This window comes from Candidatus Manganitrophaceae bacterium, from assembly GCA_012960925.1.
Taxonomy (GTDB): Bacteria; Nitrospirota; Nitrospiria; order SBBL01; family JAADHI01; genus DUAG01.
This window is the reverse complement of the sequence record DUAG01000046.1, coordinates 1-12,204: the sequence shown is the minus strand read 5'-3', so window position 1 is coordinate 12,204 and position 12,204 is coordinate 1. Positions and strand designations below refer to the sequence as shown.

10 protein-coding genes are annotated in these 12,204 nt (G+C 51.5%); all 10 read left to right on the top strand.

What is annotated here, in order from left to right; genetic code table 11:
• Positions 1-56 precede the first annotated feature (56 nt).
• The 10 genes from EYQ01_06855 (at position 57) to hemC (ending at position 12,040) form a co-directional block, all read left to right on the top strand.
• A complete protein-coding gene (locus EYQ01_06855) occupies positions 57-1,226 on the top strand; it encodes an alanine transaminase (protein HIE65516.1) in 1,170 nt (389 codons plus the stop codon).
• A gap of 37 nt (positions 1,227-1,263) precedes the next feature.
• A complete protein-coding gene (locus EYQ01_06850; protein ID HIE65515.1) occupies positions 1,264-2,577 on the top strand; it encodes a homoserine dehydrogenase in 1,314 nt (437 codons plus the stop codon).
• 10 nt (positions 2,578-2,587) lie between these two features.
• A complete protein-coding gene (locus tag EYQ01_06845) occupies positions 2,588-3,646 on the top strand; it encodes a threonine synthase (protein ID HIE65514.1) in 1,059 nt (352 codons plus the stop codon).
• A 3-nt stretch (positions 3,647-3,649) separates the two neighbouring features.
• Positions 3,650-4,891 (top strand): aspartate kinase, encoded by a 1,242-nt coding sequence (locus EYQ01_06840; GenBank protein HIE65513.1) that lies wholly within the window; start codon positions 3,650-3,652, stop codon positions 4,889-4,891.
• A gap of 161 nt (positions 4,892-5,052) precedes the next feature.
• Positions 5,053-6,624, top strand: coding sequence for a citramalate synthase (locus tag EYQ01_06835; GenBank protein ID HIE65512.1), 1,572 nt, complete (start codon positions 5,053-5,055; stop codon positions 6,622-6,624).
• A 6-nt stretch (positions 6,625-6,630) separates the two neighbouring features.
• Positions 6,631-7,488, top strand: a complete 858-nt coding sequence (locus EYQ01_06830; protein HIE65511.1) for a trypsin-like serine protease — start codon at positions 6,631-6,633, stop codon at positions 7,486-7,488.
• A gap of 208 nt (positions 7,489-7,696) precedes the next feature.
• On the top strand, positions 7,697-8,518 hold the full coding sequence (locus tag EYQ01_06825; protein HIE65510.1) for a c-type cytochrome biogenesis protein CcsB: 822 nt from the start codon (positions 7,697-7,699) through the stop codon (positions 8,516-8,518).
• 59 nt (positions 8,519-8,577) lie between these two features.
• On the top strand, positions 8,578-9,900 hold the full coding sequence (locus tag EYQ01_06820; GenBank protein HIE65509.1) for a glutamyl-tRNA reductase: 1,323 nt from the start codon (positions 8,578-8,580) through the stop codon (positions 9,898-9,900).
• Positions 9,897-11,114, top strand: coding sequence for a regulator (locus EYQ01_06815; protein HIE65508.1), 1,218 nt, complete (start codon positions 9,897-9,899; stop codon positions 11,112-11,114). Before EYQ01_06820 ends, EYQ01_06815 begins: the two co-directional genes overlap by 4 nt.
• Complete coding sequence (gene hemC / locus EYQ01_06810) at positions 11,114-12,040, top strand: hydroxymethylbilane synthase (protein ID HIE65507.1); 927 nt, start codon at positions 11,114-11,116, stop codon at positions 12,038-12,040. Before EYQ01_06815 ends, hemC begins: the two co-directional genes overlap by 1 nt.
• Positions 12,041-12,204 lie beyond the last annotated feature (164 nt).

The window sequence follows — 12,204 nt, the reverse complement described above, 5'->3', positions numbered from 1 at the left end:
TGATTTTTCAATAGAATGATGTAATTTCCTTTATTTTTGAAGAGTTGGAGTAGATTGTGCACGAGTTTAGACGAATAAAACGCCTTCCCCCTTACGTCTTTAACGATGTCAATGCCATGAAGATAGCCGCCCGGCACCGGGGAGAAGACATCATTGATTTCGGGATGGGCAACCCGGACCTTGCGACCCCCTCTCACATCGTCGACAAGGCCGTCGAAGCCATTCAGAATTCAAGAAATCACCGCTATTCCGCCTCAAAGGGGATCACAAAACTGAGGCTTGCCATCGCCAATTGGTATAAGAGAAGGTATTCTGTTGATATCGACCCGGAAAAGGAAGCCATCGTCACCATTGGGGTCAAGGAAGGAATCTCACACTTGGTGCTTGCCGTCATCGGACCGGGGGACATCGTGATGGCTCCGAGTCCGACTTATCCGATTCATCCCTACAGTGTCATCATCGCCGGTGGGGAACTTCGCTCGATACCACTTCGCTCTGATCGGGATTTCCTAGAAGATCTGGCGACGGCGACCAAACAGGCCTGGCCGCGTCCTAAAATGCTTATTATCAACTTCCCGCATAACCCAACCACACGGGTGGTGGAGCTCGAATTCTTTGAAAAGATAGTCGATTTTGCTCGAGAAAACAAACTGCTGGTTATCCACGATCTGGCTTACGCCGACCTGGTATTTGACGGCTATAAGGCCCCGAGCTTTCTTCAGGTTCCCGGTGCGAAGGAGGTGGGGGTTGAATTTTTCTCCCTCTCAAAGAGCTATAACATGCCGGGATGGAGGCTCGGGTTTTGCGTCGGGAATCCGGAAATGATCGCCGCCTTGACCAAGATCAAAAGCTATCTCGACTATGGCATTTTCCAACCGCTCCAAATCGCAGGGATCATTGCCCTGAATGGCCCACAGGACTGCGTGCAGGAAGTGGTCAAAACCTATCAAAACCGCCGGGATGTTCTCATCGACGGCTTGAACCGGATCGGCTGGAAAACCGAAAAACCCGCAGCAACGATGTTTGTCTGGGCACAGATTCCGGAGCCCTTCCGTACGAAAGGATCTTTGGAATTCACAAAGCTTCTTTTATCTGAAGCAAAGGTTGCCGTTTCTCCGGGAATCGGCTTTGGGGAATATGGAGACGATTATGTTCGTTTTGCCCTGGTTGAAAATGAGCATCGAACACGTCAGGCCCTTCAGGGGATCAAGCGCGTACTAAAATAGCGGCAGACTGAAAACTTACAAACTAAAGGAATCTCTGATTAAATCATCCATTAAAATCGGGATCATCGGTTTCGGAACGGTCGGAACCGGTCTGGTCAGAATATTGCTGCAACAGAAGGATCTTCTGCTGAGAAGGCTTGGCATTCCCTTAGAGATCGCCGCGATCGCTGATCATGATGCCGAAAAAGACCGGGGAATCTCACTCCCTCCCGACGTCCTGACCACAAACGCCGCGAAGATCATCCAGGACCCTGATATTGATATCGTCGTTGAACTGATTGGCGGAACAGGTCCGGCAAAGCAATATATCCTGGATGCCATAGAAGGAGGAAAACATGTTGTCACGGCCAATAAGGCCCTGTTGGCAACACATGGAGAGGAAATCTTTCAGACTGCGGCTGTAAAAGGGGTGGATGTCGGTTTCGAAGCGAGTGTCTGCGGGGCCATCCCCATCCTCCGCTCGATGAAAGAAGGCCTTGTGGCCGAGAAAATCTCCGCCATCTACGGAATTGTCAACGGAACCTGCAACTACATCCTCACGAAGATGAGTGAGGAGGGAAAAGCCTTCGCAGATGTTCTTCAGGAAGCCCAGGATCTCGGCTATGCCGAAGCCGACCCGACACTCGATATCGATGGGGCCGACTCTGCCCACAAACTCGCCATCCTGGCCAACCTTGCCTTTGGAACGCCGATATCACTGAAAGATATCTACACGGAAGGCCTGGAACGCGTCTCCTCAATTGACATCAATTTCGCCGAAAAATTCGGCTACAAGATCAAGCTCCTGGCCATCGCCAAGTCGGCCAATGGGGAGATCGAGGCACGGGTTCATCCCACAATGATTCAGAAAAACACCCTCCTGTCCAGGGTGGGCGGGGTGTTTAATGCAGTCTATCTTATCGGCGATTCCGCAGGAGAAGTCCTCTTTTACGGCAAAGGAGCCGGGGCGCTCCCCACCGGAAGTGCCGTCGTCAGTGATATTATCTCACTGGCAAGGGATATCATCAAAGGAACCAGCGGCCGGGTTCCGGCTACCGCCTATATCGGGCCTTCTCGAAAAAAACTTAGGATCAAGAGGATCGAAGAGATTGAAAGCCTCTATTATCTACGGTTTATGGCCGAGGACGATCCCGGTGTTCTCTCCAAAATCTCCGGCATCCTGGGTGAGAACCGTATTGGCATCTCTTCTGTCATCCAGCAGGGAAGGAAGATCGGCGGTCATGTCCCCCTGGTCATGATGACCCATCGGGCCAGGGAAAAAGATGTCCGCCAGGCCTTGTCAAACATCGATAACAGGGACTATGTCTCCGAGCAGACAATGTTGATCCGTGTGGAAGGGGACGATGAGTAAGCCCCGTAAAATGGACAGATGGCCCGGCATTATTGAAGCCTATCGGGAATTTTTGCCCGTCGATGAGAAGACCCCGGTCGTCACCCTGCTTGAAGGGGGAACCCCACTGATTCCGGCACCCCGGCTGGCGGTGAGCACTGGGGGGAAGATCCACCTCTTTCTCAAGTTCGAAGGAGAAAATCCGACCGGGTCTTTTAAAGATCGCGGCATGACCCTGGCTATCTCAAAGGCAAAAGAAGAAGGGGCCAAAGCAGTCATTTGTGCCTCGACAGGAAATACCTCTGCATCGACTGCGGCCTATAGTACACGATGCGGCTTGAAGGCTTACGTCCTCATCCCGGAAGGGAAAATTGCCTTGGGAAAGATGTCACAGGCGATGATCCATCGGGCCACCATTCTTCAAGTAAAAGGGAATTTTGATGAGGCACTTGCTCTGGTCAAACAGCTTGCTGAAAAATATCCCGTGACGGTCGTCAACTCCATCAATCCTTACCGCCTGGAAGGCCAAAAAACGGCCGCCTTTGAGATCTGTGACGTTCTCGGGTCTGCGCCCGATTACCATTTTATGCCTGTCGGAAATGCGGGAAATATCACAGCGCATTGGATGGGATACAAAGAGTATTATAAGCGGGGGAAGATAACGTCTCTACCAAAGATGATCGGTCTCCAGGCCGCCGGTTCCGCGCCCATTGTTCATAACCGGATAATTAAAAACCCGCATACTATCGCCACCGCGATCCGAATCGGGAATCCGGCCAGTTGGAAGCCCGCTCTGGAAGCGGCGTCTGAGTCTAAAGGAGAAATCAATCTGGTAACAGATGATGAAATTACTGAGGCCTATCGCATGATTGCAGAATTTGAAGGCGTCTTTTGCGAACCGGCCTCGGCAGCCGGGGTGGCCGGTGTTATCAAATTGGGTAAACGCGGAATTTTCAAAGAAGGAGAGGTCGTGGTCTGCACTCTCACCGGTCACGGACTGAAAGATCCTGACTTTTCAATCGACATCTCGAAAAAGCCGGTTACCATACAAGGAGGATTGGACAACCTCGTTCAGGCCCTGGGGTTTTGACCGATGCCTTTGATCATTCAAAAATATGGCGGCACATCCGTTGGCAGTATTGATCGCATTAAACATGTGGCGGAGAGAATTGCCTCGGCACATCAGGAAGGGAATCCCCTGGTCGTTGTTGTCTCCGCAATGACAGGAGAGACCGACCGCCTAATCAACCTGGCCAGACAGATCGCACTATCCCCCGATCAGCGGGAAACGGATATGCTCATCTCGTCCGGGGAGCGGGTCACGATCTCACTCCTTGCGATGGCGTTACAGGAGATGGGAATACCTGCACGATCTTTTACCGGGAGACAGGTCGGCATCCTGACCGACAGCGCCCATACCAAGGCGCGGATTGAACAGATCACTGCAGGCCGCCTGAAAGATGCACTCAGGCAAGGCATTGTTCCGGTGGTGGCCGGATTTCAAGGCATCAACCAGATGTCGGATGTCACCACATTGGGACGCGGAGGTTCGGATACAACAGCGGTCGCACTTGCGGCGGCCCTGAAAGCCGAGCTCTGCGAAATCTACACCGACGTGGAAGGAGTCTATACGACCGACCCGAGCATCGTTTCTTCCGCGCGAAGGATTCCAAGGATCTCGTATGAGGAAATGCTTGAGATGGCCAGTTTGGGGGCCAAGGTCCTGCACACCCGTTCGGTCGCTTTTGCCATGAAATATCAGGTCCCGGTCCGTGTCCGCTCAAGCTTTAGTGACGGCAAGGGAACCCTGGTCACAGAGGAGGATCACGAAATGGAACAAGAGCCTGTCTCGGGGATAACCTGCGATAAGAATCAGGCAAAGATCACATTGATCGGGGTGCCCGATCAGCCTGGAATCGCATCGAAGATCTTTGAGGCACTCTCCCGGGAGAATATGAACGTCGATATGATCATTCAGAATGTGGGACAGGCCGGGCTAACCGACCTCTCGTTTACCGTCCCGCGCAGTGACGCCGGGCAAGCGAAAGAGATTCTTTCCAAACTGGCTGAAGAAGTGGGGATTAAAGATATTGTGTTGACTGAGCGTATTGCCAAGGTCTCGATCGTAGGTGTCGGCATGCGCTCCCACTCAGGCGTGGCCGCCAAGATGTTCTCCAGACTTGCCGCAGAGGGGATCAACATCATGATGATTTCTACATCCGAAATCAGGATCTCCTGTGTGATCCATTCCAAGTATACTGAATTGGCCGTCCGGACGCTTCATGAGGCGTTTGAATTGGGGATGAAGCCGGGCAAAACACCGGAGAAAAACTAGGTAACGATTCAGCATGCCCCTATTGTCCTTCAGGGCAAGACGTGAGAAGCGCAGAACCACAACGTATGTCTATAAGTGAAGATTTGAGCACCGCAGCAACACCGCCATGGAGGGAAAGAGGGGCATGCTGAATCGTTACAAAACTAAAAGGAATTGACTTTATGCGGCACGTACAGATCTATGACACAACCCTGCGCGATGGAGCGCAGTCCGAAGATGCTTCTTTTTCCGTTGAAGACAAGCTACGCATCGTTCAGAAGCTTGATGAACTCGGGATTCACTATATCGAAGGCGGGTGGCCGGGTGCGAATCCAAAAGACATCTTATTTTTCAAAGAAATGAAAAAGGTCCACCTGAAGTCGGCCAGGCTAGTCGCCTTTGGTGCCACCCGAAAACCCCGAAACAAGGTAAAAGATGATCCGAATCTCCGGTCCATGCTGGATGCCGGAACGGAGGTGATCACGCTCTTTGGGAAAAGCTGGGACTTCCATGTGACCGAGGCCCTGGGTATCACCCTGAAGAAGAATCTGGAAATCATTTCTGATTCGATTGCTTATTTGAAGTCGAAGGGAAAGCGGGTCTTCTTTGATGCAGAGCATTTTTTTGATGGCTACCGTGCCCGGCCGGATTATGCCCTGACCACACTCAAAACCGCGAGAGAAGCCGGAGCAGAATGTCTGGTCCTTTGTGACACCAATGGCGGGATGATGCCCTGGCAGGTCAAGGAGGTGCTCGATCATGTCTCCCAGGAGATCGAAGGCCCCCTCGGGATTCATACACATAATGATTCTGAAATGGCGGTGGCCAATGCCCTGACTGCGGTGGAAATGGGTGTCTCCCAGGTCCAGGGAACAATCAACGGATTCGGAGAGCGCTGCGGAAACACCAACCTCTGCTCTATTCTACCTAACCTGAAGCTGAAGATGAAGATTGGCTGTATCTCTATGGCGCAGCTTAAGCGCCTTCGAGACGTCTCACGCTATGTGAGTGAAATTTCGAATCTCCCACACAACAAGCATCAGGCCTATGTCGGGGAGTCGGCTTTTGCGCATAAAGGCGGCATTCACGTTCATGCAGTCCGTAAAAATCCAGAGACCTACGAGCATGTCCCGCCGGAAAAAGTCGGGAACCGACAGAGGATATTGATCTCGGATTATGCCGGGCGAAGCAGCCTTCTGGAAAAGGCGAAAGCTTACAAGCTCTCCCTTTCCGCAGATGATCCGAAAGTCATAGAAATTTTAAGTAACCTCAAGGAACTGGAACACCAAGGCTTCCAGTTTGAAGGAGCCGAAGGTTCTTTTGAGTTGATGATGAAAAAGGCCCTTGGCTTACACAGGCGCTTCTTTCGCCTGATTGGATTTCGTGTAACGGTCGAAAAGAGAGACGATAACAAACCGGCGGTTTCCGAAGCAACCGTCCGTGTCGAGGTCAATGGACAGATCGAACATACTGCCGCCATCGGGCACGGTCCGGTTAATGCTCTGGATCATGCCCTGCGCCGGGCCCTCGAAAAGTTTTATCCTGTCCTTTCAAATGTAAAACTCCTGGATTACAAGGTCCGCGTTCTCACCGCCTATGAAGGGACAGGCTCACGAGTCAGGGTCCTGATCGAGTCTGGAGACGGCGTTAAGAAGTGGGGAACAGTCGGCGTTTCAGAAAACATCATCGAGGCCAGCTGGCAGGCCCTGGTGGATAGTATTGAGTACAAACTCTTGGTGGAGAACCATTTATAAATGACAATGCAATCCTGGGAACATAGGGTGTTCCAGGCAGCACTCCTCTTATTTTTACTCGCGGCGTGCAGCAATGAGGCCGCCATACATGCTCCTGTGCCGACTTCTATTCAGATCCCACCCGCTAATGACAAAGTCATAGAGGAGATCCCGGCCAGAGAACTACTGATTACTGAAAGAGCCTTTGTCCGGGTCGCAAAGACCGTGATCCCCTCCGTCGTGAACATCAGTTCCGTTCACTTTGTACGCCATCCCAAGAGTTCGAGCTCTGAGAATCGCGGCCTCTTCAGGGGATTCCTGAAAGATCTCTTTTCAGAGAGCACCCCCCGTCAATTCCGGCAGAAGAGCCTCGGCTCCGGGTTCATTATCAGCGAAGAGGGCTACATTTTAACCAACCATCATGTGATCTCTGATGCCGATCAAATTACAGTCAAGCTCTCTGACCGTAGAGAGTTCATCGGGAAGATTATCGCCACAGATGAGAAAACGGACCTCGCCATGATAAAGATTCCACACGAACCCAACCTCCCGATTGCCTTGCTTGGGGATTCGGCCCGGATCCAGGTGGGAGAGTGGGCCATCGCCATAGGAAACCCCTTCGGGCTCGATCGGACCGTTACCGTTGGGGTCATCAGTGCCACGGGCCGAACCAACATCGGCGTGACGGATCAGGAAATTTTCCTTCAAACCGATGCTTCCATCAACTTCGGGAACAGCGGAGGGCCGCTCCTCAACGTCGCAGGCAGGGTGATCGGGATTAATACCGCAATCGTTGCCTCCGGCCAAGGGATCGGGTTTGCAATCCCCATCAACAAAGTAAAAGAACGGGTCGATCAATGGATGACAAAAGAACAAACCCCCTGATACAATCCTGTAATCCTATTCCCACCCCTTACACCTCGACATCCTATGGCTCGCCTTATCACCTGCCCGTGAAGCACCCTTATTCCACATCCTTCCTCCAGGAAAAATAAACCGGACACATTATGAACTCTCTACAGGGTTCCCTTAGTCAAGTTGACACCTTTTTTCTTAACCAGTATAATGAGGATCCCTAAAAATAGGGTCAAAAATGATGTTGAATGTATTCTTCTTTAAGGCAACCCTCGCCTGTTATTTTCTGGGGACTGCCTTTTTTTTGTTTAACCTGTGGGACCGGAAGGGTGAAAGGGATGCGCAGGGATTTTCGTTCTGGAGCCAGAGGCTGGCAATATCGGTCACAGGGACCGGTTTCGTCACGCATACGATTGCCCTGATCCTCCAGCTGAAAATCAGTGGATTTGTTCCATTAACAAACCTCCATGAGGCCATTTCTTTTTTCTCGTGGGCCATTGTTCTCGCGTTTTTCTGGGTGGAGATCAAGTACCGTATCTCCATCCTCGGATCATTTATTCTCCCTCTCGCCTTCCTTTTCCTGATGTCGGCAACAGCGCTTCCCAACGAAGTTCCTTCTCTTGATCCAACCCTTGGAAATATCTGGCTTGGCATCCATACCACGCTCTCTGTTTTAGGCATCGTCGCATTTGCAATCGCCTTTATCGCCGGAGTCATGTATCTCCTTCAGGAGAGATTTCTCAAGTCAAAACAGTTTAGTTCCCTGTACTACAAACTCCCTCCTCTGGATCTCCTAGATCAGTGGAATAAGAAGTCGATCCTTCTGGGTTTCCCTCTCCTTACCCTTGGGATCATTTCAGGGGCGTTTCGGGCACAATATTCTCTGGGTTCATTCTGGGCCGCCGACAACGCTAAACAGGTCCTCACTCTGGGAACATGGTTTTTCTACTTGGTCGTATTACACGGGCGAATTACCATCGGTTGGCGAGCAAAGAAGGCCGCGAACCTGGCCATTATCGGTTTTGTCGGTGTTTTATTTATTTTTATCACCCTAGCGTAATTGCACTTCCCCCGCAAAATCGGAAGGCAACATCGCCATAAGAACTGGAAGCAATCCCTATGAACATCATCTTGGTCGGCCTCAGCCATCGGACCGCACCGATAGAAATCCGGGAGCATTTTTCCATCCCGGCAAATAAAATGGGGGACGCCCTGTATCACTTGAAGTCTGATCCCCTGATTGAGGAAGGGATCATCCTGTCCACCTGCAATCGTGTCGAGGTCTGTGCTGTTGTAAAAGATACCCGAGCGGGGTTTGAGGCTGTCAAAAAGTTTCTCATTGAATCCTATTCAGGAGTCTCCCGAGAATCACTTGAACCCTGTTTTTATATGCACTCCGCGAGCAATTGTCTGCGCCATCTTTTCCGGGTCGCCTCCAGTCTTGACTCGATGATTCTTGGTGAACCCCAGATTCTGGGGCAGATCAAGGACGCCTTTGATCAAGCCATCCTGCATAAGACCACAGGTGTCATTCTGAACAAGGTCTTCAAGAAGTCCATCTCCGTTGCCAAGCGGGTTCGGACAGAGACTCGAATTGCCGAAAGCGCCGTTTCTGTCAGCTATGCCGCGGTGGAGTTGGCGAAAAAAATATTCGGGAAACTGACGGAGAAATCGGTTCTTCTGATCGGGGCCGGCGAAATGGCAGAGTTGGCAGCGCGGCACTTCAAAGGCAACGGGGTCCTCTCCATCTCTTTCGTAAATCGAAGCTATGATCGCGCACTTGAATTGGCGAAGGATCTGGGTGGCATTCCGGTAAAATTTGAAGACTTTCACGTCGAGATGGCCCGTTCAGATATCGTTCTCTGCTCTACAGGCGCCCCCGAATATGTCATCAAGTCTGAAGAAGTCTCCAAGGTGATCGCAATCCGTCAAAACAGGCCGATCTTCTTTATCGATATCTCCGTGCCTCGAAATATAGACCCAAAAATAAACGATCTCGACAATGTCTTTCTCTATGACATTGATGACCTTCAGATTTCTGTGGAGACGAACATCAAGCAGAGAAAAAAAGAGGCGCTGAAGGCAGAGGAAATCATCTCGGAAGAGATTGAACGTTTTTCCCGGTGGTTCAAGTCGCTCGATGCCGTTCCGATGATTATCGCCCTCAAAGGACGGGCGGAAGAGATTCGCATGGCGGAACTGGAGAAGATATTAGGCAAAATGGGAACGCTGACAACGGCACAGCGTGAGGCGCTTGAAGGCCTCACGTCCGCAATCGTTAACAAGCTTTTACACACCCCTCTGACGGTCCTGAAACAGGAAGTCCACTCCACGAATGGCAACATGATGCTGGAAGCAACCCGTCGATTATTCGATCTTGAAGACATGCTCGCCCAACCCGAAAGAGAGAAACAAGAGAAGACTAAAGGACCTCCCACATGAAGCAAACAGGCCTCGGCCTCCTGGCGGGTCTGCTTTTGCTCCTCCCATCCGGCTGCAGTGAACCCCTAAGAAACGAAAAAAACGTGACGACCTTCATCCCGGAGGTAATCCCTCTCCGGTCCGCCCCCTTGCGTCCAGGCCCTCCACACACTATTTCTCCACAGAGTCGGCATAAAGATTACTTCCTGGGAGGGAGCTTCAGCACCGGAGATGGGAGCTACGTCCGATCTCTCTTTGTCGACGATGAGGTTGTCTGGGTGGGAACCACAGAAGGGATCATCAAGGTGGGACGGAAATCAGGAGAGGCACTTCGAACTTTCACGATGCATGACGGCCTGAAGAGCCCCTATATCTTTACTATCAATAAAGATCCACAAGGGATTCTCTGGTTCGGAACAAATAATGGCGGACTCAGCCGGTACGACGGCAGCGCCTGGAAGACCTATCTTCCCTCTGACGGCCTGGCCGATTTTTGGGTCTATGGGATGGACTTTTCAACCGACGGGGCCATGTGGATCGCCACATGGGACGGCGTCAGCCTCTTCGATGGACAACACTTTACAAACTATAATACAAAAGACGGCCTCGCCGACAAATGGGTTTATGCCCTTGCAATCGACGATGAGGGTGCCGTCTGGTTTGGGACGGAGGGAGGCGTCAGCCGCCTTGATCAAAAAGGAATCTGGAAGACCTGGACCCATCAGGATGGGCTGGGGGCGCCGAATAAATTCAGCCTGCCTAAGAGTGACAATACCGGCTTTGGAACCCTCTCGAAGTCTGACAGCGAAGACTACAATCATAAACATAACCTTTCCATCCTTGGCCCGGATGGAAATGAGACTTATAATGAAAACTACATCTTTTCAATGGCGATCGATCTTGAGGGCAACCTTTGGTTTGGAACCTGGGGCGGGGGCGCGAGCCGATTTGACGGGACCCATTGGCTTAACTATACGACCGAAGAGGGCCTCGCCGGAAACATCGTCTTTGATATTACCGTCGATCCCGTAGACGGGGCCATCTGGTTCGGGACCAATCACGGGGCCTCTCGTTTCGATGGCAAAAACTGGATCAGCCTGACCCTGCAAGATGGACTGGCCGACGAGAATATTTATGCTATTGCCATTGACAAGGATCAGAAGATCTGGCTCGGAGAAAAAGGCGGGGTCGATGTCTGGGCACCCATTCAAAAAGAGGAAGGACACAGAGGTTGATGCCAAAACCATTGATAAAAATAGGAAGCCGTGGAAGCCAACTCGCCCTCTGGCAGGCCCAATGGGTACAAAGTCAACTTCAATCGAAAGGGCTTCGTGTAGAGATCCAAAAAATTAAGACAACGGGCGACAAGATTCTTGATGTTCCGCTCGCAAAGCTTGGGGGGAAGGGCCTCTTTGTCAAGGAGATCGAAGAAGCATTGATGCGAAAAGAGATCGACCTCGCGGTCCACAGCATGAAGGATGTGCCGAGCGAAATCCCGGAACCGCTCCATCTGGCCGCAATCCCCCGCCGGGAAGACCCGCGCGATGCCGTCATCAGCCGGGAGGGCTTAAATATCGCCGGCCTTCCGAGGGGAGCGACCATTGGCACCAGTTCTCTACGACGACAAACCCAATTGTCTGCTTTTCGCTCGGATCTAAAGTTTGTCATGCTTCGCGGAAATCTCGGCACCCGCCTTCGTAAACTTGAAGAGGGGAACTTCGACGCCATCATCCTTGCCGCAGCCGGCCTTCATCGCCTCGGATGGAAAGACCGGATCACCGAATATCTCTCCCCGGAGATCCTTCTCCCCGCCATCGGCCAGGGCGCCCTTGGAATCGAGTGCCGCCGGGACGACCAAGAGACCAACACCTTGATCGCTTTTCTCAACGATTCAGAAACCGTCTACACCGTCTCTGCGGAACGGGCGATGTTGATCCGACTGGAGGGAGGATGCCAGATCCCGATCGGAGGCTACGCAACGCTAAATGAAGGCCGCGTCACCTTAAGGGGTCTCGTCGCCAGCCTCGATGGGAAAGAGATCATCCGTGAGTCCCAGACAGCGGATGCCTCAGAAGCAACCCCATTAGGAATCTCTGTCGCCGAGTCGCTCTTGGCAAAAGGGGCGGATCGAATTCTCTGGGAGATCTATGAGGACGATTAAATAACAGGAATTTCAAAAAAATAAGACCAATAATTTGTTGATAATCATTTCTCATAAAAAACTCTTCCCAACACAGAGGAAACCCCAATGGTAATCCTCCCTAAATATAAAGGTGCTCAGAAGTAGAATTTTCCAATATAGTAATTTAGGAGGAGAATCTACGA

Bases quoted from the DNA above. Each gene is read 5' to 3' on its own strand.
- EYQ01_06840 (HIE65513.1), top strand. From the start codon at position 3,650: ATGCCTTTGATCATTCAAAAATATGGCGGCACATCCGTTGGCAGTATT.
- EYQ01_06835 (HIE65512.1), top strand. From the start codon at position 5,053: ATGCGGCACGTACAGATCTATGACACAACCCTGCGCGATGGAGCGCAG.
- EYQ01_06830 (HIE65511.1), top strand. From the start codon at position 6,631: ATGCAATCCTGGGAACATAGGGTGTTCCAGGCAGCACTCCTCTTATTT.
- EYQ01_06825 (HIE65510.1), top strand. From the start codon at position 7,697: ATGATGTTGAATGTATTCTTCTTTAAGGCAACCCTCGCCTGTTATTTT.
- EYQ01_06845 (HIE65514.1), top strand. From the start codon at position 2,588: ATGGACAGATGGCCCGGCATTATTGAAGCCTATCGGGAATTTTTGCCC.
- EYQ01_06820 (HIE65509.1), top strand. From the start codon at position 8,578: ATGAACATCATCTTGGTCGGCCTCAGCCATCGGACCGCACCGATAGAA.
- EYQ01_06815 (HIE65508.1), top strand. From the start codon at position 9,897: ATGAAGCAAACAGGCCTCGGCCTCCTGGCGGGTCTGCTTTTGCTCCTC.
- hemC (HIE65507.1), top strand. From the start codon at position 11,114: ATGCCAAAACCATTGATAAAAATAGGAAGCCGTGGAAGCCAACTCGCC.